This is a genomic window from Streptomyces sp. NPDC002779, from assembly GCF_042888685.1.
GTDB lineage: Bacteria > Actinomycetota > Actinomycetes > Streptomycetales > Streptomycetaceae > Streptomyces.
In genome coordinates this window covers 316759-337812 of sequence record NZ_JBIAQC010000001.1, presented here as the reverse complement: position 1 = coordinate 337812, position 21054 = coordinate 316759, and the positions used below count along the sequence as shown (strand labels likewise).

22 protein-coding genes are annotated in these 21054 nt (G+C 70.9%); 14 read left to right on the top strand and 8 right to left on the bottom strand.

What is annotated here, in order from left to right; all coding sequences use genetic code 11:
- Positions 1-200: 200 nt before the first annotated feature.
- Positions 201-641 (bottom strand): methylmalonyl-CoA epimerase, encoded by a 441-nt coding sequence (gene mce, locus ACFYW5_RS01490; RefSeq protein WP_210572649.1) that lies wholly within the window; start codon positions 639-641, stop codon positions 201-203.
- A gap of 147 nt (positions 642-788) precedes the next feature.
- Here mce and ACFYW5_RS01485 point away from each other — a divergent pair, with 147 nt between their 5' ends.
- Both ACFYW5_RS01485 and meaB read left to right on the top strand, forming a co-directional pair.
- Positions 789-1982, top strand: coding sequence for an acetyl-CoA C-acetyltransferase (locus ACFYW5_RS01485; RefSeq protein WP_389414911.1), 1194 nt, complete (start codon positions 789-791; stop codon positions 1980-1982).
- Positions 1983-2011: 29 nt separating this feature from the next.
- The gene (gene meaB / locus ACFYW5_RS01480; protein ID WP_389414910.1) at positions 2012-2968 is read left to right on the top strand and encodes a methylmalonyl Co-A mutase-associated GTPase MeaB; all 957 of its coding nucleotides are present in this window, start codon (positions 2012-2014) and stop codon (positions 2966-2968) included.
- Positions 2969-3021: 53 nt separating this feature from the next.
- Here meaB and ACFYW5_RS01475 read toward each other — a convergent pair whose 3' ends face one another.
- Complete coding sequence (locus tag ACFYW5_RS01475; protein ID WP_389414909.1) at positions 3022-3705, bottom strand: PepSY domain-containing protein; 684 nt, start codon at positions 3703-3705, stop codon at positions 3022-3024.
- Between the two features lie 130 nt (positions 3706-3835).
- Between ACFYW5_RS01475 and ACFYW5_RS01470 the strand changes: the two genes are divergently transcribed.
- Both ACFYW5_RS01470 and ACFYW5_RS01465 read left to right on the top strand, forming a co-directional pair.
- On the top strand, positions 3836-4501 hold the full coding sequence (locus ACFYW5_RS01470; RefSeq protein WP_389414908.1) for a response regulator transcription factor: 666 nt from the start codon (positions 3836-3838) through the stop codon (positions 4499-4501).
- Positions 4498-5949 (top strand): sensor histidine kinase, encoded by a 1452-nt coding sequence (locus ACFYW5_RS01465; protein WP_389414907.1) that lies wholly within the window; start codon positions 4498-4500, stop codon positions 5947-5949. Before ACFYW5_RS01470 ends, ACFYW5_RS01465 begins: the two co-directional genes overlap by 4 nt.
- On the opposite strand, the gene ACFYW5_RS01460 is transcribed toward ACFYW5_RS01465, so the two are convergent.
- From ACFYW5_RS01460 to ACFYW5_RS01445, 4 genes are all read right to left on the bottom strand, one after another.
- Entirely contained in the window at positions 5903-6379 is a 477-nt protein-coding gene (locus tag ACFYW5_RS01460) for a MarR family winged helix-turn-helix transcriptional regulator (RefSeq protein ID WP_389414906.1), read from the bottom strand. The genes ACFYW5_RS01465 and ACFYW5_RS01460 overlap by 47 nt on opposite strands.
- Positions 6380-6474: 95 nt before the next feature.
- Positions 6475-7269, bottom strand: coding sequence for an AIM24 family protein (locus ACFYW5_RS01455; protein ID WP_389414905.1), 795 nt, complete (start codon positions 7267-7269; stop codon positions 6475-6477).
- The gene (locus ACFYW5_RS01450) at positions 7266-7916 is read right to left on the bottom strand and encodes an AIM24 family protein (RefSeq protein WP_389414904.1); all 651 of its coding nucleotides are present in this window, start codon (positions 7914-7916) and stop codon (positions 7266-7268) included. Before ACFYW5_RS01450 ends, ACFYW5_RS01455 begins: the two co-directional genes overlap by 4 nt.
- A gap of 1 nt (position 7917) precedes the next feature.
- Entirely contained in the window at positions 7918-8550 is a 633-nt protein-coding gene (locus ACFYW5_RS01445) for an AIM24 family protein (RefSeq protein ID WP_389415613.1), read from the bottom strand.
- A gap of 216 nt (positions 8551-8766) precedes the next feature.
- On the opposite strand from ACFYW5_RS01445, the gene ACFYW5_RS01440 reads away from it, so the two are divergent.
- The 7 genes from ACFYW5_RS01440 to ACFYW5_RS01410 all read left to right on the top strand — a co-directional run bounded on the left by ACFYW5_RS01440 (position 8767) and on the right by ACFYW5_RS01410 (position 16357).
- The gene (locus ACFYW5_RS01440) at positions 8767-9114 is read left to right on the top strand and encodes a DUF3817 domain-containing protein (RefSeq protein ID WP_389414903.1); all 348 of its coding nucleotides are present in this window, start codon (positions 8767-8769) and stop codon (positions 9112-9114) included.
- The gene (locus ACFYW5_RS01435; RefSeq protein ID WP_389414902.1) at positions 9111-9410 is read left to right on the top strand and encodes an MTH1187 family thiamine-binding protein; all 300 of its coding nucleotides are present in this window, start codon (positions 9111-9113) and stop codon (positions 9408-9410) included. Before ACFYW5_RS01440 ends, ACFYW5_RS01435 begins: the two co-directional genes overlap by 4 nt.
- A gap of 146 nt (positions 9411-9556) precedes the next feature.
- Positions 9557-10318 (top strand): hypothetical protein, encoded by a 762-nt coding sequence (locus ACFYW5_RS01430; RefSeq protein ID WP_389414901.1) that lies wholly within the window; start codon positions 9557-9559, stop codon positions 10316-10318.
- Entirely contained in the window at positions 10315-10995 is a 681-nt protein-coding gene (locus ACFYW5_RS01425) for a DUF4166 domain-containing protein (protein WP_389414900.1), read from the top strand. The genes ACFYW5_RS01430 and ACFYW5_RS01425 overlap by 4 nt, the downstream gene beginning before the upstream one ends.
- Positions 10992-11639, top strand: coding sequence for a TetR/AcrR family transcriptional regulator (locus ACFYW5_RS01420; RefSeq protein WP_389414899.1), 648 nt, complete (start codon positions 10992-10994; stop codon positions 11637-11639). The genes ACFYW5_RS01425 and ACFYW5_RS01420 overlap by 4 nt, the downstream gene beginning before the upstream one ends.
- 953 nt (positions 11640-12592) lie before the next feature.
- The gene (locus ACFYW5_RS01415) at positions 12593-14398 is read left to right on the top strand and encodes a glycosyltransferase family 2 protein (RefSeq protein ID WP_389414898.1); all 1806 of its coding nucleotides are present in this window, start codon (positions 12593-12595) and stop codon (positions 14396-14398) included.
- A 3-nt stretch (positions 14399-14401) separates the two neighbouring features.
- Positions 14402-16357: a galactose oxidase-like domain-containing protein gene (locus tag ACFYW5_RS01410; protein ID WP_389414897.1), complete on the top strand. Its 1956-nt coding sequence runs from the start codon at positions 14402-14404 to the stop codon at positions 16355-16357.
- 1 nt (position 16358) lies between these two features.
- Here ACFYW5_RS01410 and ACFYW5_RS01405 read toward each other — a convergent pair whose 3' ends face one another.
- On the bottom strand, positions 16359-17360 hold the full coding sequence (locus tag ACFYW5_RS01405) for a glycoside hydrolase family 6 protein (protein WP_389414896.1): 1002 nt from the start codon (positions 17358-17360) through the stop codon (positions 16359-16361).
- 181 nt (positions 17361-17541) lie between these two features.
- On the opposite strand from ACFYW5_RS01405, the gene ACFYW5_RS01400 reads away from it, so the two are divergent.
- From ACFYW5_RS01400 to ACFYW5_RS01390, 3 genes are all read left to right on the top strand, one after another.
- Positions 17542-18051 (top strand): MarR family winged helix-turn-helix transcriptional regulator, encoded by a 510-nt coding sequence (locus ACFYW5_RS01400; RefSeq protein ID WP_389414895.1) that lies wholly within the window; start codon positions 17542-17544, stop codon positions 18049-18051.
- Between the two features lie 43 nt (positions 18052-18094).
- On the top strand, positions 18095-18433 hold the full coding sequence (locus tag ACFYW5_RS01395) for a DUF3817 domain-containing protein (RefSeq protein ID WP_389414894.1): 339 nt from the start codon (positions 18095-18097) through the stop codon (positions 18431-18433).
- 121 nt (positions 18434-18554) lie between these two features.
- Complete coding sequence (locus ACFYW5_RS01390) at positions 18555-20255, top strand: methylmalonyl-CoA mutase (RefSeq protein WP_389414893.1); 1701 nt, start codon at positions 18555-18557, stop codon at positions 20253-20255.
- A 66-nt stretch (positions 20256-20321) separates the two neighbouring features.
- Here the strand turns inward: ACFYW5_RS01390 and ACFYW5_RS01385 are convergent, their stop codons facing one another.
- The gene (locus tag ACFYW5_RS01385; protein ID WP_389414892.1) at positions 20322-20948 is read right to left on the bottom strand and encodes a TetR/AcrR family transcriptional regulator; all 627 of its coding nucleotides are present in this window, start codon (positions 20946-20948) and stop codon (positions 20322-20324) included.
- Positions 20949-21054 lie beyond the last annotated feature (106 nt).

The window sequence follows — 21054 nt, the reverse complement described above, 5'->3', positions numbered from 1 at the left end:
ATCCGTCCCCTGGTCGCAAGTCACTCCATACGAGCACCGTCCATCCGCCGAACGGGGCCCCCGGGGAATGGTGTCAGATCAACGACGGAGCATGGGCTGCTGCCCCGACGCTCGTCCCCCGAAACCCGGACCCCGGCCCGCGGTCGAACGCCCGAAGAGCGACGACCGACCCCAACCCTACCGGCCCCTATGTACGAGGGTCAGTGCTCAGGTGACTCAACGGGCGCCGAAGTGACCAGTTCTGTCAGGACGCCATGGCAATCCTTGGGGTGCAGGAAGGTGATCCGTGACCCCATGGAGCCGCGTCGCGGCTCCTCGTACAGCACGCGTACGCCCTTGTCCTTGATGTCCGCGGCGTCCGCGTCGACGTCCGCCGTGCCGAAGGCGATGTGGTGCACGCCCTCGCCGTTCTTGGCGAGCCACTTCGCGACGGTGGAGTCCTCGCGGGTGGGTTCCAGCAGCTGGAGGTACGAGGCGCCGCCGTCGGACGTATCGTTGATCTTGAGCATGGCCTCGCGCACGCCCTGCTCCTCGTTGATCTCGGAGTGGAACACCTCGAAGCCGTAGGTGGCCCGGTAGAACTCGACGGTCTTGTCGAGGTCGAAGCAGGCGATCCCGATGTGGTCGATTCGCGTCAGCATGCTGTTAGTGCAGCGCTCCGGAGGTGGTTACGCAACGTGCCAGCGATCACACCGACAGCCCGGTGACGGCACGGAGTGCCATCAGTACATTCGAAGTAAACCCTCGTTCACTCCTCGGCTGTGCAGGCTGGAAGGGGATCGCACGATATGTCTTCTGCAACTTCCGTGATCGTCGCGGGCGCTCGGACGCCCATGGGGCGACTGCTCGGCTCACTCAAGTCCTTCTCGGGAGCCGATCTCGGTGGCTTCGCGATCAAGGCCGCCCTCGACCGTGCGGGGATCGGCGGCGACCAGGTGCAGTACGTGATCATGGGCCAGGTGCTCCAGGCCGGGGCGGGGCAGATCCCGGCGCGCCAGGCCGCGGTCAAGGCCGGCATCCCGATGAGCGTCCCGGCGCTCACCATCAACAAGGTCTGTCTCTCCGGCCTCGACGCCATCGCCCTCGCCGACCAGCTGATCCGCGCCGGCGAGTTCGACGTGATCGTCGCGGGCGGCCAGGAGTCCATGACCAACGCCCCCCACCTGCTGCCGAAGTCCCGGGAGGGCTTCAAGTACGGCGCGATCGAGATGCTCGACGCGATGGCCTACGACGGACTGACCGACCCCTGGGAGAACATCCCCATGGGCCAGTCGACGGAGAAGCACAACACGCGTCTCGGCATCGCCCGCGAGGCGCAGGACGAGATCGCCGCGCTGTCCCACCAGCGGGCCGCCGCCGCGCAGAAGAACGGCATCTTCGAGGCCGAGATCACGCCGGTGGAGATCCCGCAGCGCAAGGGCGAGCCGGTCGTCTTCAGCAAGGACGAGGGCATCCGCGCCGAGACCACGGCGGAGTCCCTGGGCAAGCTGCGTCCGGCGTTCGCGAAGGACGGCACGATCACCGCCGGTTCGGCCTCGCAGATCTCCGACGGCGCCGCCGCGGTCGTCGTGATGAGCAAGGCCAAGGCGCAGGAGCTGGGCCTGGAGTGGATCGCCGAGATCGGCGCCCACGGCAATGTGGCGGGCCCGGACAGCAGCCTGCAGTCGCAGCCGTCCAATGCCATCCTGCACGCCCTGAAGAAGGAGGGCCTGGAGGTCTCCGACCTCGATCTGATCGAGATCAACGAGGCGTTCGCGGCGGTCGCGGTCCAGTCAATGAAGGACCTCGGGGTGTCCACGGAAAAGGTGAACGTCAACGGTGGCGCGATCGCCCTCGGCCACCCCATCGGCATGTCCGGCGCCCGTCTCGTGCTGCACCTGGCGCTGGAGCTCAAGCGCCGGGGCGGTGGTGTGGGCGCGGCGGCGCTGTGCGGCGGCGGCGGTCAGGGCGACGCGCTGATCGTGCGGGTACCGAAGGCCTGACCGACTTTCTCTGAGTGAACGGAGCTGTGATGCAGGACGTCTCCACGCTGGTGGCCCAGGCCAGGGAGGGCAGGCCGCGGGCCGTGGCTCGCCTGATCTCCCTGGTGGAGGGGGCGTCCCCGCAGCTCAGGGAGGTCATGGCGGCGCTGGCCCCGCTGACCGGCGGGGCGTATGTGGTGGGCCTGACGGGTTCGCCGGGGGTCGGCAAGTCGACGTCGACGTCCGCGCTGGTGACGGCGTACCGCAAGCAGGGCAGGCGGGTCGGCGTGCTCGCGGTGGACCCCTCCTCGCCGTTCTCCGGCGGGGCGCTGCTCGGCGACCGGGTGCGGATGTCGGAGCACGCCTCGGACCCCGGGGTCTACATCCGCTCGATGGCGACCCGGGGCCACCTGGGCGGCCTCGCCTGGGCGGCCCCGCAGGCGATCCGGGTCCTGGACGCGGCGGGCTGCGACGTGATCCTGGTGGAGACGGTCGGGGTGGGCCAGTCCGAGGTGGAGATCGCCTCCCAGGCGGACACCTCGGTGGTGCTGCTGGCGCCGGGCATGGGCGACGGCATCCAGGCCGCGAAGGCGGGCATCCTGGAGATCGGTGACGTGTACGTCGTCAACAAGGCCGACCGGGACGGCGCGGACGCCACCGCCCGCGAGCTGAACCACATGCTGGGCCTGGGCGAGTCCCGGGGGCCGGGAGACTGGCGGCCGCCGATCGTGAAGACGGTGGCGGCGCGCAGCGAGGGCGTCGACGAGGTCGTCGAAGCCCTGGAGAAGCACCGCGCCTGGATGGAGGAGCGGGGCGTCCTGGCGGAACGGCGCCGGTCCCGCGCCTCCCGCGAGGTGGAGACCATCGCGGTCACGGCCCTGCGCGAACGCATCGGCGACCTGCACGGCGACCGCCGCCTGAGCGCTCTCGCGGAGCGCATCGTGGCCGGGGAACTGGACCCCTACCGGGCGGCGGACGAACTCGTGGCGGGGCTGACGGAGGGCTGAGGCGGCGGCGCCGAGCGGGCGGGGGACGGGGGTGCCGCGGTTGCGGACCGCCGTCAGTCGTCGTCCGCCTGGCGGTCGTCCCGGTCGTCCCGGTCGTCCCGGTCGTCCTGCGCGTCCTTGTCGTCCTGGGTTCGGTCGTCGGCGGTGTCGGTGTCGTCGCGGTCCTGGGTGAGCTCGGCCGTCCTCGGGTCGACCTTCCACTCGCCCTTCGTGGTCTCCACGGTCCACACCGCGGGGCCGTCGTCGTCCAGGTCGACCTCGGTCACGGTGCCCCGCACCGCGGCGGCCCGGGCGGCTTCGCGGGCGTCCACGCTCGTGCCCTTCAGGGCGGCGAGGTCGTCACGGCCGTCGCTGTCGTCGTCGTCCCGGTCGGCGCCGAGGACCTTTCCGGAGCCGGTGGCGATCCTGACCGTGTACTCGGTGCCGTCCGACGTCACGACATCCACCTCCCAGGCGTCCTCGCCGTCGTCCTCCAGGTCGACGGCGACGGCCGTGCCCGGGGTGTGCTTCAGCGCGGCCGTCACGGCGTCGGCCGCGGTCACTCCGGCGGTACGGGCCTCGGCGGTGTCGTCGTCCCGGGTGCCGTCCTGGCTGTCGTCCCGGTCGTCGGCGACCCGGGTGTTCGAGTCCCGCTGGGCGGGTGCGCCGTCGTCGTCCCCGGACGCGTAGGCCGCGAAGGTGCCGCCCGTGACGAGTGCCGCGGCGGCGACGGTGGCGATGACGAGGTTGCGCTTCATCCTGGTTCCTCCCGAGTCGATGAGTTTCACGTCGTTTCGTTGCGACGGGAACCAATCTGGCGAACCGACGCTGAGGGGAACCTGAAGGACCCTGAAGAACTCTTCAGCTTCCCTTTGCCAAGCTGTGCCCATGCGCCTGTTGATCGTGGAGGACGAGAAGCGGCTCGCCCTGTCGCTCGCCAAGGGCCTGACGGCCGAGGGCTACGCCGTGGACGTCGTCCACGACGGCCGCGAAGGGCTGTACCGGGCCTCGGAGGGGTCGTACGACCTGGTGATCCTCGACATCATGCTGCCCGGCATGAACGGCTACCGCGTCTGCGCCGCCCTGCGCGCCGCCGGTCACGAGGTGCCGATCCTGATGCTCACCGCCAAGGACGGCGAGTACGACGAGGCCGAGGGGCTGGACACCGGCGCCGACGACTACCTCACCAAGCCCTTCTCCTACGTCGTCCTGGTCGCCCGGATCAAGGCGCTGCTTCGCCGCCGCAACACCGGGACCGGCTCCCCGGTGCTCACCCTCGGCGAGCTCCGCGTCGACACCGGCGCCCATCAGGTCTTCCGCGACGGCACCGAGATCCCGCTCACCGCCAAGGAGTTCGCGGTGCTGGAGCAGCTCGCTCTGCACGCGGGCCAGGTGATCTCCAAGACGCACATCCTCGACCACGTCTGGGACTTCGCCTACGACGGGGACCCCAACATCGTCGAGGTGTACGTCAGCAACCTGCGCCGAAAACTCGGCGCCGGGCTCATCCGCACCGTCCGCGGCGCCGGGTACCGACTGGAGTCCGGCCGATGAGGCGCCTGTTCGGTTCCGTCCGCGCGCGAGCGACCCTCGCCGCCACGCTCGTCGTGGCCGTGGCCCTGGTCGCCGCCGGGGCCGTCGTCCTGCTCACCCTGCGCAGCAACCTCACCGGGCAGGCCGACTCGGAGGCCGACGACGCCGCCCGTTCGGTCGCCACCCAGATCGCGCAGAACGTCCCGTACGCCGATCTCGACCTGGACGAGGACCACCCCGTGCAGGTGGTGGACGAGGACCGGCGGGTGCTCGCGGTGAGCGAGGGCCTGGAGACGATCAGCGGCACCGGTGTCGCCGGAGTGACGCCCACCACGGGCAGCACCGAGAGACCCGACGACGACGATGACGATGACGACGACCTCCAGGTCGGTGAGGTGGGGGACATCTCCTGGCACGGTCAGGGCTGGGCCACCGTCGACGGCGAGCGCACCGAGTACCGCTTCGCCCGGATCGAGGTCACCGACCCGCGCGACCGGACCGTCCTCGTCCACGCCGGCGCCTCCCTGGAGGCCGAGCGGGACGCCGTACGCACCGCCTCGACCGTCATGCTGATCGGGCTGCCCGCCCTGCTCGCCGTGGTCGGCTCGGTGACCTGGCTGGTCACCCGGCGCGCCCTGCGCCCGGTGGAGGACATCCGGCGGGAGATGGCGGAGATCACCGCCTCCGAGGACCTGTCCCGGCGGGTGCCCGAGCCGGGCACGCACGACGAGGTCGCCCGGCTGGCCCGGACCACCAACGAGACACTCAGTGCCCTGGAGACCTCCGTGGAACGCCAGCGCCGCTTCGTCGCCGACGCCTCCCACGAACTGCGCAGCCCGATCGCCTCGCTGCGCACCCAGCTCGAAGTGGCCGCCGCCCACCCGGAGTTCCTGGACCTGGACGGGGCGGTCGAGGACACCGTACGGCTGCAGCGGCTGGCCGCCGACCTGCTGCTGCTCGCCCGACTCGACGCGGGGGAGCGGCCCGCCGACGCGCGGGTGGATCTGGCCGCGCTGGCCGTGGAGGAGGCCGAGGGGCGGGCCGGGATGACCGTGGTGGCGGACGGGCCGGTGGAAGTGACCGGATCCCGGGGGCAGTTGGGGCGAGTGCTCGCCAATCTGCTGAACAACGCGGGCCGGCACGCCCGTTCCGCGGTCACCGTGACGGTCCGGCGGGAGGGGGAGCGGGCCGTGCTCCAGGTCGCCGACGACGGGGACGGGGTGGCCGAGGCCGACCGGGAGCGGATCTTCGAGCGGTTCGTCCGTCTCGACGAGGCCCGCAGCCGCGACGACGGCGGCGCCGGGCTCGGACTGGCCATCGCCCGCGATGTCGCCGAGCGGCACGGCGGCACCCTCACCGTCGGCGACGCGCCCGCAGGCGGAGCTCTGTTCGAGCTCCGCCTGCCGGTCGCCGAGCGGGAGGTCAGGGGCGGCCGCGCTGCCCGCGCAGGTGCTCCGCGATCGGCTTGAGCGCCTTGCTGAGCTCGGTCAGCGCCTCGGGGGAGAGCAGATCGATGAAGTGCCGGCGCACCGAGGCCACATGGTGCGGGGCGACCTTCTTCATCGTCTCCATGCCGTGCTCGGTGAGGACGGCGTAGAGCCCGCGGCGGTCGGACTCGCAGTTCTCGCGCCGCACCAGGTTCGCGTTCTCCATGCGCGTGATCTGGTGGGAGAGGCGGCTCTTGGACTGCAGGGTGGCGGACGCGAGGTCGCTCATCCGCATCCGTACGTCCTCGGACTCGGAGAGGTTCACCAGGATCTCGTAGTCGTTCATTGTCAGGCCGAACGGCTGGAGGTCCCTCTCGAGCTGGTACGTCAACAGCCTGTTGACCTCCAGGTGGGTGCGCCAGGCGCACTGCTCCGCATCGGTCAGCCAGCGCGTGGCCGTCTCGGTCTCCATGAATGAAGTCTACCTAAAATGTTGAAAAGCGAACTAGTGAGGGCGGTGTGACTGTGCGCACGCGTTCGAGTTCGTCACACTCCGCAGACTACCGCTCACAGCCCGAAGCGACGCTGGAGGTCTCCCAGCTGTCCGGGAAGGCGCGGTGAGCCGGCTTGCGGTGAGCCACCTGTGGAACCACCACTTCCGGGCACCCCCGCCTGATGCGGAACGGCCCCCGTCGCCTGCTCGGCCATGAGTGCCTCGGAGGACTGCAGGAGCACCGTGCCGGCGCCCACGAACTCGAACTGGTGCTCCTCTCCGGAGGCCCCTCCGAGGCCCGTCATCGCACGTAGACCGCCCATCAGGCCGGTCATGTAGCCGTAGTCGTAGTGATGGCACGGGGAGGGGCAGTCGGCCCAGCCGACGAGCGCCTGGGGATCCACCCGGATCGGGGGCTCCATGAACACCACCGGACCGTTAGATGCGGCCACGAACGTGCCGGTTCCGATGAGTGTCAGAAAACCGGGCACGATCGACTGCTTCAGCGAAAGACTTGGCTGAAAAGCGAGCAGGTTGCCTGAGCGAATGGTCAAGTTGCCGTTGGTGAGATCGTACGAATTCACATCGAAGGCCCGGTCGGCGAGGAGCATCTTGCCCGAGCCCTCGGCCACCACCCAGTCGCTCGCGTGCAGAGGCGAATGGAACGACGAACGCACCAGGCGGTCCAGCCGGCCGTGCCCGATGCCGTTGAAGTCGATCGAGCCGTAGTAGGCGATCATCTTCCCCTTCTGCAGGAACCACTGGGTTCCCTTGAGCTCGACGCAGAAGGTGTAGGGGTTGACCTTGTCGTCGGACGGCAGGGTCATCGGGTCGTGGACGACCGGACCCGCGCCCGGATGGGTGCTCACAGCTTCTCCTCCGACGCCTGGACGTACACCGCACCGCTGCCGCTGAGCTCCAGCTGGAAGGCCTCGCCGGAGCCCCGGCCCACCATGTCCCGCCAGCCGAGCGCGGTCGACAGCTTGTTGCGCACGTCGCCGTGGTGGGCGACGTAGGCCTGCGGGTCGACGTGGACCGGGCGCTGGGGGGTGATGGGGATCTCCAGGACACCGCCGTGCGCCATGACGGCGACCGAGCCGTGGCCCTTCAGGGTCGTGGTGAACAGTCCCTGGCCGGTGACCTGGCCGCGGACCATGCCCATCACGCCGCCCTGCGCGCCGAGGAACATCGTGCCCTGCTCCAGGGTGCCCTCGAAGGCCAGCAGCCGGTCCGCCTCGACGTACAGGGTGTCGCCGGTGAGGCCGATCACCTGGACGTGGTGGCCGCCGTGCCCGAACAGGACGGTGCCGCTGCCCTCGACGGTCATCAGCGGCGTGGCCTCGCCGGCCACCCGGCGTCCGACCATCGACATCAGCCCGCCCTGGCCGCCGCTGGAGTTGGGGGTGAAGGACACCTCGCCCCGGTAGGCGAGCATCGCGCCCCGCTGGCTGAACAGCCGCTGCCCGGGTGTCACGGTGGCCTCGACCACCTTGGAGTTGATCTCACGCAGGGTCATGTCAGACGTCCCCCGCGATAGTGTTCCGCTCGCTCGGCTGTACGTAGACGAGGCCGTCGCCCTCGAAGCGGATCTGGAAGGCCTCGCCGCCGCCCTCGCCCATCAGCGTGCGGAAGGTCACGCCCGACTGGAAGGACTGCCGCAGGTTGCCCTGGTGGGCGATGTACGCCCCCGGGTCGACGGTCAGCGGGTACTGCGCGCTCACCCGCAGCACGACCGCCGGGCCGGCCGAGGTGATCGCCGCCTGTCCGTGTCCCTCCACGGTCGTGGTGAACAGGCCGTTGCCCTGCGAGGCCCCGCGCACTCCGGTGAAGGTCGTGCCGGTCCGTAGTCCGCTGTCGGTCGCGAGCAGGTTGCTCGACTCCACGTAGAGCTTGTCCCCCTGGAGCCCGACGAGGTTGATCTCGGCCGCCCGGTCCGCGAACCAGCAGGTCCCGTGCCCCTTCACCTCCATCACCGTCATCTGCTCGCCGGTGATGCGCCGGGTCACCATGCCCCGGATGCCCTCACCGCCGCCGCTCATCTTCTTGAACGCCATCTGTCCGTCGTACGCGACCATCGAGCCGTTCTTCGCCTTCACGGCGTCCCCGGTCATCTCGACGGCGAGCACCTTGCTGCCCTGAAGTCGGAACATCGCCACGCAGCGACGGTAGCCGCGGGGGGCTGCCGCCGAACAGAGCCCGAAGGGGGAGATGGACCCTGAATGTGCCCTTAGGGGCGGTGTGCGGGGCGGTGTGCGGGGAGTGCCGTGGGCCCCCGGCTCGGAGCACCCCCGCCCGTTTGCCACAATGGACGAACGTTTGTGCATGCGTTCACAAACCCCCGTCGTTTCTCCCACCGAAGGTGACCCGTGGACATCAAGACCGCCACCGCCCTCCGCCGCCTCCGCCTCGTCTCCGCGCCCGAGGCGGTCTCCTTCCTGCTCCTGCTGGTCTGCTCGGTGCTGAAGCGGACCACGGAATTCAACGCGGTGCCCGTGATGGGTGCGATCCACGGCTTCCTCTTCATCCTGTACGTGATCTTCTGGGCCGACGCCTGGAACCGCGCGAAGTGGCCCTTCGGGACCGCCGCCGTCTACTTCGTCCTCTCCGTCCTGCCCGCCGGCGGCTTCTTCGCCGAGCGCAAGCTCAAGCGGGAGGCCGAGGACGCGGTCATCGCCTCCCGTGCCCGCCAGCAGGGCGCGGTGAAGACCTCGTGATCGTCGCCTTCTCCGTGACACCGCTCGGTGTCGGCGAGGACGTGGGGGAGTACGTCGCCGATGCCGTCCGCGTGGTCCGCGAGTCCGGCCTGCCCCACCGCACCGACGCGATGTTCACCTCGATCGAGGGTGCCGACTGGGACGAGGTCATGGACGTCGTGAAGCGGGCGGTCGCCGCCGTCGAGGCACGCGCCCCGCGGGTGTCCCTGGTCCTCAAGGCGGACATCCGCCCCGCAGTGACCGACGGTCTGACCTCCAAGGTGGAGACGGTCGAGCGGTACCTCGCCGCCGAGTAGCGGACCCGCACCACCGTGAACCCCGGCCCCGCGCGGGCCGGGGTTTTTGCGTGCCCCTTGTTTGAGCGGTCACTCAAAACGGTGTACCTTCCCGATCAGTGAGTTTGAGCAGTCGCTCAAACAATGGCCTGACCTGGGGGAATCACATGGGCCACACCGGTCTGTACATAGAGGCGCGGATCCGCGCCGACCTCGACGACCTGTGGTCACGTACGCAGGAGCCGTCCCAGCACCAGCGCTGGGACCTCCGCTTCACCGAGATCGACCACCTTCCGCGCGCGGAGGGCGAACCGCAGCGCTTCCGCTACGCCACGCGCGTGCTGCCCTTCCTCACCGTCGCGGGCACCGGCGTCTCGGCCGGCGAGAAGGAACGCCCCGACGGCACCCGCACCTCCGCCCTGCGCTTCTCGTCCGCCCACCCGCTCTCGCTGCTCGCCGAGGGCGGCGGCTACTGGCGCTACGTCCCCGACGGCGACGGCGTCCGCTTCCTCACCGGCTACGACTACCGCCCCCGCTGGGGCGCCCTCGGCGCGCTCGCCGACCGCCTGCTGTTCCGCCCGCTCATGGGCTGGGCGACGGCCTGGTCCTTCGACCGGCTGCGGCTGTGGCTGGAGCGCGGCGTCACCCCCGAGCGGGCCCGCCGGAACTGGCTGACGGAACTGCTGGTCCGGGCCCTGCTGCTGGCCGCCACGGCCACGGGGCTGGTCACCGAGTCCGTACTCCCCGCCTTCGGGCCGCTGGCCGCGGCGATGGCGTTCCTCTGGCCGCTCCTCCTGGCGGTCGTGTGCTGCCTGACGCTGGTCGCGCCGCCGCTGCCCGGCACCCCGGCCGCCCGCCGCTGTCTGCGACGGCCGCCGGCGCGGGCGCGGGCACCCCGGCTGCTGCGCACCCTGGAGGACCCGCGATGACCTCGATCTTCCGTACGGCCATGGGCGCCGGTTTCGACCGGCTGCACCCGCAGCTCCAGCGCCGCTTCTCCGTGGGCCTGACCAGCGGGGAGGCCTGCACCGGCCGGGGTGTCATGGACCGTGTCTGGCACGGCGGGGCCTTCGTGAAGCCGTTCCTGGCCCTCGGCGCCACCCGCAACATTCTGGTCCCCAGAGCGGGGCGCCAGGTGCCGTTCGTGATCGAGAACGTGCCGTACACCGACAGCTTCGGGCGTGAGACGGTGACCTTCGTGCGCACCTTCGACCTGCCCGGCCGCCCCCGCCGCTTCGACGCCCAGATGGTGCTCGGCCCCCGGGGTGACCGGGTCCTCGACTACCTCGGCACCCACCAGCACCTCGCCACCGACCTGTACTTCTCGGCCGAGCCCGACGGATCGCTCCTCGTCCGCTCCGGCGAAGACCGGTTCCGCGAGGGCATGGTGGACGTCCGGGTGCCCGAACTGATCGGCGCCACGGCCGAGGTGCGCGAGTCCTACGACGACGCCACGGGCCGCTTCCGGATCCGGGTCCGGGTGGAGAACCGGTACTTCGGGCCGCTCTTCGGCTACGAGGGTTCCTTCCGGGTCACGTACACCGACATCCGGGACTGCGGTGTGCGACCCGGTCTGCGCCCGGTGCGCGAGGAGGTGCGCGCGTGAGCCCGGAGACCGCCAAGTCCCTGGAGACGAAGACCAAGCTCCTCGAAGGGGCACTGCGGACCCTGACCGAGCAGGGCATCGCCAAGACGTCGGCGCGTACGGTCGCGGCGGCCGCCGGGGTCAACCAGGCGCTGGTCTTCTACCACTTCGGCTCCCTGAACGACCTGCTCGCGGCGGCCTGCCGGTACGGCGCGGAACAGCGGGTCGCCCGCTATCGCGACCGCCTCGCCGCGATCGGCTCGCTCTCCGAACTCCTCGCCTTCGGCCGTGAGATGCACGAGGAGGAGCGGGCCTTCGGTCATGTCTCCCTGCTCGGCCAGCTGCTGGCCGGCGCCCAGACCCACGAGAGCCTCGGGCCCGCCACGGCCGCCGGACTCGACCTGTGGATCACCGAGATCGAGCAGGTCCTCACCCGGGTCCTGGCGCACACCCCGTTCGGCGAGTTCGTGGACCCGCCCGGTCTGGCGCGGGCGGTGGCGGCGTCGTTCGTGGGGATCGAGCTGTACGAGGGCGCGGACGCGGAAGGGGCGGGCGCGGCGCTGGACGCACTGGAGCAACTCGGGCGCCTGGTCGCCGCGCTGGACGACCTGGGACCGGTGGCCCAACGAGCGGTCCGCCACCGCCTGCGGCGCACGCAGCGCTGAGGGGTTCGGGGTGGGGTGGGGTGTGGTCGAGGGGTGCTGGCCGAGCGTGCGGTCCGGTACCGCCTGCGGGGCGGGCAGTGCTGAGTTGTACGGGGTGGGGTGTGGTCGAGGGGTGCTGGCCGAGCGTGCGGTCCGGTACCGCCTGCGGCGCGCGCAGCGTTGAGTCGTTCCGGCGCAGCGTCGGTGGGGCGGGGGCGAAGGGGTGTTCCTACGGGCGTCCGGCCGGGTGCGGGCGGCGGGCCGTGCCGGGCGGTTGGGCGCACGGCAGGGGCGTCACCTGCTCCTCACCGCAGCGGCTGCAGCGCACGGTCCCGGCGGGCGGCGGGTGGTCCCGCTGTGCCAGGCGGGGGTGAGGGTGTCGCGGCGCCATCCACGGCGGCGCCCGCGGGCTGCGCCGCCGACCTGCCCGTCCACGGCGTCGCCGTACGCTCCGGGCACCCGCTGGACCGGCTCGGTGACCCGCTCTGCCGCGCCTCCCGCTGCAGGCGGCCCCTCACCGACGTCGGCGCCGTCCCGGCCGTCACCCTGGCCCGGCCGTCACCCTGGCCCGCCCGCCGCCCGCCGCCCGCCGCCCGCCGCCCGCCGCCCGCCGCCCGAACCGACACCCACCCATCCTGGCGCCCAGTCCGCACCACCCCTGCGCCTCGCCCGCCCGCGCTGACCCGCCGTCCGGCGCAACGGCCTCGGTGTCCTCGCCACCCCCAGCCGAGCCCCCCGGACACACGGGAGCACAGCCCCGGCGGCATTCCGCACCTACCGAGCGACCGGCCCCTGCTCCAGCCCGCCGGGCCGCCCCCTGCCCCCCACAGCAGCAGCGCCCCCGAACTCGCCGTCCCGTCAGGCGGATCCGGAACCGGTCCGTCCTCCTGGCGGGGCGGGCACCCACCTGGACGCCCCCAGTTCGACACGACCACGTATCTCATCTTGTGTAGGGGTATCGGCGCATTTCGCCGATGACTCCTCAATCACTGGAGGGCGCTGTGCGGCCGGAGGGCTATGACTACGACACCCACAGCCGACTCGCCGGACCGCTCACCGAGCCGGCCGACGCGGGGTACCGGGTGCAGTACGCCTCGCTACTCGCCCGTGAGCCGCGCCGAATACGAGCCGTCCTCCTGATGACCCTGGCGCCCCTGCTCACCGGCGCCCTGCTGGTCTACCTCGTCTGGCCGACCCACTGGGTCGAGCGCGAGGGCGCCGACCGCTGGCTGACCGGCCTCGACGTCACCATGCTCATATCGATCGGGCTCATCGAACTCTTCATGGTCGTCAACGTCGCCTCCGTCGCCCACGCCACCCTGGTGGCCCGCGACCCGGTCCCGGTCACCCCCGAACCCGGCACCAGAGTCGCCTTCCTCACGACCTACGTCCCGGGCAAGGAACCCCTCTCCATGCTCCGCGCCACCCTCGAGGGCGCGACCAGGATCACCCACCCCGGCCCTCTCGACATCTGGCTCCTCGACGAGGGCGACGACGACGGGGCCAAGGCCCTCTGCGCCGAACTCGGCGTCCGCCACTTCACCCGCCTCGGCGTCCCGGAGTGGAACCGCGCCAAGGGCGTCCACAAGGCCCGCACCAAGCACGGCAACTACAACGCGTGGATCGCCATGCACGGCGGCGACTACGACTTCTTCGCCTCCGTCGACACCGACCACGTCCCGCTCCCGAACTTCCTGGAGCGGATGATGGGCTACTTCCGCGACCCGGACGTCGCCTTCGTGGTCGGCCCCCAGGTCTACGGCAACTACCACAACCCCGTCACCAAGGCCGCCGAGTCGCAGCAGTTCCTCTTCCACGCGCTCATCCAGCGCGCCGGGAACCGCTACCGCGCCCCCATGTTCGTCGGCACCAACAACGTCGTACGGATCTCCGCCGTCCGGCAGATCGGCGGCCTGTACGACTCCATCACCGAGGACATGGCCACCGGCTTCGAGCTGCACCGGCACCGCAACCCGCGAACCGGCGCCCACTGGCAGTCCGTCTACACCCCGGACGTGCTCGCCGTCGGCGAGGGACCGGCCTCCTGGACCGACTTCTTCACCCAGCAGATGCGCTGGTCCCGGGGGACCTACGAGACCCTCTTCAAGCAGTACTGGAGGGCGCCGTTCAGCATGCCGCCCGGCCGTCTCTTCTCGTACACCATGATGCTCGTCTACTACCCGATGACGGCCGTCAACTGGCTCCTCGGCATCCTCAGCTGTGTCCTCTTCCTCTGGTTCGGCGCCTCCGGCACCCAGGTCGCGGCCTCCGTGTGGCTGATGCTCTACAGCGACGCCGCCGCCCTGCAGATCGGCCTCTACCTGTGGAACCGCCGGCACAACGTCTCCCCGCACGAACCGCGGGGCTCCGGCGGACTCGCCGGCATGGCGATGTCCGCGCTCTCCGCGCCGATCTACCTCAAGTCCTTCGGGGAGGCGCTGATCCGCCGTCCCAGCAGGTTCGTCGTCACCCCCAAGGGCGGGGACGCCAGCCCCGACCGGCTGCTCACCTTCCGCATCCACCTGGGCTGGGCCGCCCTGCTCGCCGTCTCGCTCGTCGCCTCGACGGTCCTCGACCACACCCATGCCGCCATGCGCACCTGGGCGGTGCTGGCCATGGCCATCTCCCTGGCACCGGTCGCGGTATGGGCCGGCACCCAGTACGCGGAGCGCCGCGCACGGCAGGCGCCGCGCCCCGCCCCACGGCCCGTCGAGGGCACCGAGCCGGCCCTCGCCACCAGCGGCGCGACCGCCCCCGGCAGCACGACAGGAGGCAACTAGCTCATGGCCTACCAGCCCTCGCAGAAGACCAAGAAGACCGTCCTCGGCATCGGCGGCATCGCGGTCCTGGCCGGCCTCAACGCCCCCGCCGCACTGGACTTCGCGGGTGAGCGCTACCACGAGTACAAGATCGCCCAGCCCGCCTACAAGGCCCGCTACGGCTCCTGGACCCAGATCGACATCCCGGAGGAGTACCGCACCAACGCCATCCACGCGGCCCTGCTGCACACCGGCAAGGTGCTGATCGTGGCGGGCTCGGGCAACGAGCAGAAGAAGTTCGACAAGGGGTCCTTCGACACCGTCCTGTGGGACCCGCGGGACAACACCTTCAAGAAGATCCCCACCCCCGACGACTTCTTCTGCTCCGGCCACGCCCAACTCCCCGACGGCCGCCTGCTGGTGGCCGGGGGGACGGCCCGCTACGAACTCCTCGACGGAGAGGTCGAGCGGGCCGGCGGCGGCATGCGGGTCAAGAACGAGAACCCCGACAAGGCCGTGATCCTGAAGAAGGGCACCCGCTTCCGCTCACCGGCGGGCGTCGAGTACGTCACCCGCTTCGACGTCACCGTCCCCAAGGCCAAGCGCACCTTCAAGGTGACGTACACCCAGAGCGGCGCGATGCGGCCCTGGCGGACGAAGGTCACCGCCAGCGAGGCCCGGGTCTTCGTGGAGGCCGTGGAGAAGGGCCCCCTGTCGGTCACCGACACCCAGACGCAGTACGAGGTGGTCGGGCTGAACGGCCGGGACGCCAAGAACATCTACGGTCTCTCCGAGAAGATCACGCTGGAGAAGCAGGACTTCCAGGGCATCCGCGCGGCCTACGAGTTCGACCCCGTCGCCGAGAAGTACATCCCCGTCGACCCCATGGACAAGGCCCGCTGGTACCCGACCCTGGTCGGCCTGGACGACGGACGGGTGCTCGCCGTGTCGGGGCTGGACGACGTCGGTGTGGTCGACCCGGGGGACAACGAGATCTACGACCCGGAGACCAAGAAGTGGTCCCCGGGCCCCAAGCGCTACTTCCCCACCTATCCGGCCCTGTTCCTCACCAAGGGCGGCAAGCTCTTCTACCCGGCGGCCAACGCCGGTTACGGCCCCGCCGAGATGGGCCGCGACCCGGGGCTGTGGGACCTGAAGACCAACACCTTCGAGAAGGTGCCCGGTCTGCGCGACGCGGACGCGACCGAGACCGCCGCATCCCTCCTGCTGCCCCCCGCCCAGGACCAGAAGGTCATGATCCTCGGCGGCGGAGGCGTCGGCGAGTCGAAGAAGTCCACCCCGCGCACGGCCGTCATCGACCTGAAGAAGGACAACCCCGTCTTCCAGGACGGCCCCGACCTGCCCCAGGGCACCCGCTACCTGAACAGCGTGATCATGCCGGACGACACCGTCTTCACGGCCAACGGCTCCGAGGACTACCGCGGCCGCAGCGCCAGCAACATCCTCAAGGCGCAGTTCTACCTGCCCAAGGAGAACGTCTTCCGGGAGGCCGCCGCCCCCAAGGTGGGCCGCAACTACCACTCCGAGGCACTGCTGCTGCCCGACGGCCGGGTCGCCACCTTCGGCTCCGACCCCCTCTTCGACGACCAGCAGAACACCAAGCTCGGCCACTTCGAGCAGCGCATGGAGGTCTTCACCCCGCCCGCCCTGCACCGCAACGGCGCCGACCGCCCCGTACTGAAGGAGGGACCGAAGCTCCTCGACGCCGAGCACCGGGCGACCTACCGCACCGAGCACCCGGAGCGGATCGTCAAGGCCCGCCTGATGCGCCCCAGCGCGGTCACCCACACCACGGACGTCGAGCAGCGCTCCATCGAGCTCGGCCTGACCAAGGACGCCCGCTCGGTGACGGTGACCGTGCCGAAGGACCCGGCGCTGGTGCCGCCCGGCTGGTACATGCTGTTCGTCACCGACGCGGAGGGCACCCCGTCCGTGGCGCACTGGATCAAGGTGAAGTGATCTACCGGGAGCCGGAGTTGCGTGCCAGCGCCAGCGCGTACTCCGGCCACCACTGCCCGGCGTTCGGACCGCCCGCGCAGGTCCCGTCCGACTCCCCGGGCCGCTTCACCCACAGATAGGCGTCCAGGGCGGGCTCTTCGGTGTCCGTCGAGGGCGGGGTGCCGAGGGCGCGCCCCGGCGGGTTGCACCAGACGCCGGGCAGCGGACCGTTGCCGTTGCGGCTGGTGTCGATGACGAAGTGCTTGCCGCCCAGGCTCCGGGACAGCCGCAGGCCGTACTCCGCGGTCACCGCGTTCGTCTGGAAGTTGGAGACGTTCAGCGCGAAGCCGTCCGCGTCGGCGATCCCGGCCCGTCGCAGCGGCTCCACCAGCTTGGCCGGCTCCTTGATCCAGGACGGGTTGCCCGCGTCCAGGTACACCTTGGTGTGCGGCTGCTTCTTGAGCCGGCGGATCGCCTCGCCCAGCAGCTGCTCCCGCTCGGCGTGCAACTCGCCCGGCGTACAGCCGTCCACGATGTGCGCCACCGCGTCCGGCTCCAGCACGACCAGCGCCTTGCTCTCCCCGAGCGCGCTCGCGAACTTCTCGATCCAGCCGCGGTACGCGTCCGCGTCCGCGGCCCCGCCCGCCGAGTGCTGGCCGCAGTCCCGGTGCGGAATGTCGTACGCCACGAGGAGGGCGGTCCGCCCCTGGGCGGTGGCCGCGGCGGTGGCCCTGCGGACGAGGGGGCCGGGGTCGGTCTCGGCGGGCGGCCACAGCGCGGCCGGGCGGTCGGCGATCCGGCGCAGCAGCCGCGCGTCCTCGGTGCGGCCCTCGCGCTCCCACTGCGTGATCTGCCGTGCGGCCGGACTCTCGGGATCGACCCAGAACGGTGAGGCGGGCGCCGGGCTCCCCTTGCTCGAGGCGGCGCCGACGGCGGAGGCCTCGTCGACGTCGGAGCCGGGGGCACAGCCCGCCGCGACTCCGAGCACCGCGAGAGCCGCGAGGGTGTGGATCAGCCGGGGCATGCTGCTCCCTTGGTGAGATGAGGTGACGGTCGGTTGCGATAGATGACGATGTGTGATCAATCGTTGCATAACCGTGCGAATCGCCCTGGAAAAGACATGGCGCACACCGCCCCCGGGGCAGGTCGACCGAGGAGCGAGACAGGGCTGACCGCCATATGACCGGCCGGTAGGGTCTGGTGCCGTGCCGAAGCCGCTCAGTCTTCCTTTCGACCCCATCGCCCGCGCCGACGAACTCTGGAAGCAGCGCTGGGGAAACGTGCCGTCCATGGCGGCGATCACCTCGATCATGCGCGCCCAGCAGATCCTGCTCGCCGAGGTCGACGCGGTGGTCAAGCCGTACGGGCTGACCTTCGCCCGGTACGAGGCGTTGGTGCTGCTCAACTTCTCCAAGGCCGGCGAGCTGCCGATGTCCAAGATCGGCGAGCGGCTGATGGTGCACCCCACGTCCGTGACGAACACCGTCGACCGGCTGGTCAGGTCGGGCCTGGTCGACAAGCGCCCCAACCCCAACGACGGGCGCGGCACGCTCGCCTCCATCACGGAGAAGGGCCGCGAGGTGGTCGAGGCGGCCACCCGTGACCTGATGGCGATGGACTTCGGTCTCGGGGTGTACGACGCGGAGGAGTGCGCGGAGATCTTCGCCATGCTGCGCCCGCTGCGCATCGCCGCGCACGACTTCGAGGAGCAGTGACCCGGGGAAAGATCGCCCGGAACGGGTCGTTACGCTCGACCGTATGAAAAAGAGCGTGCTCACCCGCTACCGCGTCATGGCCTACGTCACCGGTGTGCTGCTGGTGCTGCTGTGCCTGTGCATGATCGGCAAGTACGTGCTGGACGTGGACGGCGCGGCGGACGCGACCCGGGTCGTCTCGATCGCGCACGGCTGGCTGTACGTCCTCTACCTGGTCTTCGCCTTCGACCTGGGCTCCAAGGCGAGGTGGCCGGTGGCCAAGCAGCTGTGGGTGCTGCTCGCCGGGACGATCCCGACGGCCGCGTTCTTCGTGGAGCGGCGGATCAGCCGCGAGCTGGACGCGCAGGTGGCCGAGGAGTCACCCGCGGTCGCCAAGGCGTAGCCGCGTACACCGCCGGACGGCCTCGACCGTCCGGCGGTTCTTGCTGGAGCCTTGCTGGGGCGACCCGGCGAATGGCCGACAGCCATCGACATTTACTAGGACGTCCTAGTAATTTGGAGTCATGGACGCTGACGCCATCGAGGAGGGCCGCCGACGCTGGCAGGCCCGGTACGACGCCGCACGCAAGCGCGACGCTGACTTCACCACGCTCTCCGGGGACCCCGTGGAGCCGGTGTACGGTCCCCGTCCCGGGGACACCTATGAGGGCTTCGAGCGGATCGGCTGGCCGGGGGAGTACCCCTTCACCCGCGGCCTGTACCCGACCGGCTACCGCGGGCGTACCTGGACCATCCGGCAGTTCGCCGGCTTCGGCAACGCCGAGCAGACCAACGAGCGCTACAAGATGATCCTCGCCAACGGCGGCGGGGGTCTGTCGGTCGCCTTCGACATGCCGACGCTGATGGGCCGCGACTCGGACGACCCGCGCTCGCTGGGCGAGGTCGGCCACTGCGGGGTGGCGATCGACTCGGCGGCGGACATGGAGGTCCTGTTCCAGGACATCCCGCTCGGGGATGTCACGACCTCGATGACGATCAGCGGCCCGGCGGTGCCGGTGTTCTGCATGTACCTGGTGGCGGCGGAGCGCCAGGGCGTGGACCCGGCGGTGCTGAACGGCACGCTCCAGACGGACATCTTCAAGGAGTACATCGCCCAGAAGGAGTGGCTCTTCCAGCCCGAGCCGCATCTGCGGCTGATCGGCGACCTGATGGAGTACTGCGCGGCCGGCATCCCCGCCTACAAGCCGCTGTCGGTCTCCGGCTACCACATCCGCGAGGCCGGGGCGACGGCTGCGCAGGAACTGGCGTACACGCTGGCGGACGGCTTCGGCTATGTCGAGCTGGGCCTGTCCCGGGGCCTGGACGTGGACGTGTTCGCCCCCGGCCTGTCCTTCTTCTTCGACGCGCACCTCGACTTCTTCGAGGAGATCGCCAAGTTCCGCGCGGCGCGGCGCATCTGGGCGCGGTGGATGCGGGACGTCTACGGCGCTACCTCCGACAAGGCCCAGTGGCTGCGCTTCCACACGCAGACGGCGGGTGTCTCGCTGACGGCGCAGCAGCCGTACAACAACGTCGTGCGGACGGCGGTGGAGGCGCTGGCGGCGGTGCTGGGCGGGACGAACTCGCTGCACACCAACGCGCTGGACGAGACGCTGGCGCTGCCGAGCGAGCAGGCGGCGGAGATCGCGCTGCGCACCCAGCAGGTGCTGATGGAGGAGACCGGCGTCGCGAACGTCGCGGACCCGCTGGGCGGTGCCTGGTACGTCGAGCAGCTCACGGACCGCATCGAGGCGGACGCGGAGAAGATCTTCGACCAGATCAAGGAGCGGGGACTGCGGGCGCATCCCGACGGCCGCCATCCGATCGGCCCGATCACCTCCGGCATCCTGCGGGGGATCGAGGACGGCTGGTTCACCGGCGAGATCGCCGAGTCGGCGTTCCAGTACCAGCGGTCGCTGGAGAAGGGTGACAAGAAGGTGGTGGGCGTGAACGTCCACACCGGGTCCGTCACCGGCGACCTGGAGATCCTGCGGGTGAGCCACGAGGTGGAGCGGGAGCAGGTGCGGGAGCTCGCCGGGCGCAAGGCGGGCCGGGACGAGGCGGCGGTGCGGTCCGCGCTGGACGCGATGCTCGCCGCGGCCCGGGACGGGTCCAACATGATCGAGCCGATGCTGGACGCCGTACGCGCCGAGGCGACGCTGGGCGAGATCTGCGGGGTGCTGCGGGACGAGTGGGGCGTGTACACGGAGCCCGCCGGATTCTGACCCCGGGGCCGGCCGAGGCGGCCGGGAGGGTCGCTCAGTGCCTCCCCCCGGCGGCCGAAGCCGGCCTCATCCCGCGGCCGTTGCCGCCAGCCCCGCCACCAGTACCTTCGTGAAGCCCCGCACCCACTGCTCGTCCGCCGGTTCCGCGCTGACCAGGCAGCGGTGGACGACCGCGCCGGCGACCACGTCGAAGATGAGGTCCACCGTGCGGGCCGCCTCCGACGCGTCCGTCTCCGGGGGGAGTTCGCCGCGGGCCTGGGCCCGTGCCCTGCCCTCCAGGACCAGGCGTTTCTGCCGGTCGACGATGGACGTGCGGATGCGCTCGCGCAGCGCCTCGTCGCGGGTGGACTCCGCGACCACCGCCATCAGGCCGCTCTTGGCCTCCGGGCGGGCCAGGATCGCCGCGAACTGCAGCACCACTCCCTCGATGTCCGCGCCCAGGGTGCCGCGGTCGGGGAGTTCGAGTTCGTCGAACAGCTCGGCCACCGCGTCGACCACCAGCTCGTTCTTCCCCGCCCAGCGGCGGTAGAGCGTCGTCTTGGCGACGCCGGCCCGCACGGCCACGTCCGACAGGGTCAGTTTCGACCAGCCCAGCTCCACCAGCGCCTCCCGCGTCGCCGCGAGGATCGCGGCGTCCGCCGCCGCGCTGCGGGGACGCCCGGTGGCACGTGGGGCGGGAAGGCTGCTCTGCATCCCCCGACCATAACCACCGCGGTTCCCGTCGCCGCCGTGAGACAGATCACCGGGGCACGGTGTACCGGAGGCGCCCGGTGCCATTACGCTACGACTCGTAGCGAAA

Bases quoted from the DNA above. Each gene is read 5' to 3' on its own strand.
- mce (WP_210572649.1), bottom strand. From the start codon at position 641: ATGCTGACGCGAATCGACCACATCGGGATCGCCTGCTTCGACCTCGAC.
- ACFYW5_RS01485 (WP_389414911.1), top strand. From the start codon at position 789: ATGTCTTCTGCAACTTCCGTGATCGTCGCGGGCGCTCGGACGCCCATG.
- meaB (WP_389414910.1), top strand. From the start codon at position 2,012: ATGCAGGACGTCTCCACGCTGGTGGCCCAGGCCAGGGAGGGCAGGCCG.
- ACFYW5_RS01475 (WP_389414909.1), bottom strand. From the start codon at position 3,705: ATGAAGCGCAACCTCGTCATCGCCACCGTCGCCGCCGCGGCACTCGTC.
- ACFYW5_RS01470 (WP_389414908.1), top strand. From the start codon at position 3,836: ATGCGCCTGTTGATCGTGGAGGACGAGAAGCGGCTCGCCCTGTCGCTC.
- ACFYW5_RS01465 (WP_389414907.1), top strand. From the start codon at position 4,498: ATGAGGCGCCTGTTCGGTTCCGTCCGCGCGCGAGCGACCCTCGCCGCC.
- ACFYW5_RS01460 (WP_389414906.1), bottom strand. From the start codon at position 6,379: ATGGAGACCGAGACGGCCACGCGCTGGCTGACCGATGCGGAGCAGTGC.
- ACFYW5_RS01450 (WP_389414904.1), bottom strand. From the start codon at position 7,916: ATGACCCTGCGTGAGATCAACTCCAAGGTGGTCGAGGCCACCGTGACA.
- ACFYW5_RS01445 (WP_389415613.1), bottom strand. From the start codon at position 8,550: ATGTTCCGACTTCAGGGCAGCAAGGTGCTCGCCGTCGAGATGACCGGG.
- ACFYW5_RS01430 (WP_389414901.1), top strand. From the start codon at position 9,557: ATGGGCCACACCGGTCTGTACATAGAGGCGCGGATCCGCGCCGACCTC.
- ACFYW5_RS01425 (WP_389414900.1), top strand. From the start codon at position 10,315: ATGACCTCGATCTTCCGTACGGCCATGGGCGCCGGTTTCGACCGGCTG.
- ACFYW5_RS01415 (WP_389414898.1), top strand. From the start codon at position 12,593: ATGACTCCTCAATCACTGGAGGGCGCTGTGCGGCCGGAGGGCTATGAC.
- ACFYW5_RS01410 (WP_389414897.1), top strand. From the start codon at position 14,402: ATGGCCTACCAGCCCTCGCAGAAGACCAAGAAGACCGTCCTCGGCATC.
- ACFYW5_RS01405 (WP_389414896.1), bottom strand. From the start codon at position 17,360: ATGCCCCGGCTGATCCACACCCTCGCGGCTCTCGCGGTGCTCGGAGTC.
- ACFYW5_RS01395 (WP_389414894.1), top strand. From the start codon at position 18,095: ATGAAAAAGAGCGTGCTCACCCGCTACCGCGTCATGGCCTACGTCACC.
- ACFYW5_RS01390 (WP_389414893.1), top strand. From the start codon at position 18,555: ATGGACGCTGACGCCATCGAGGAGGGCCGCCGACGCTGGCAGGCCCGG.
- ACFYW5_RS01385 (WP_389414892.1), bottom strand. From the start codon at position 20,948: ATGCAGAGCAGCCTTCCCGCCCCACGTGCCACCGGGCGTCCCCGCAGC.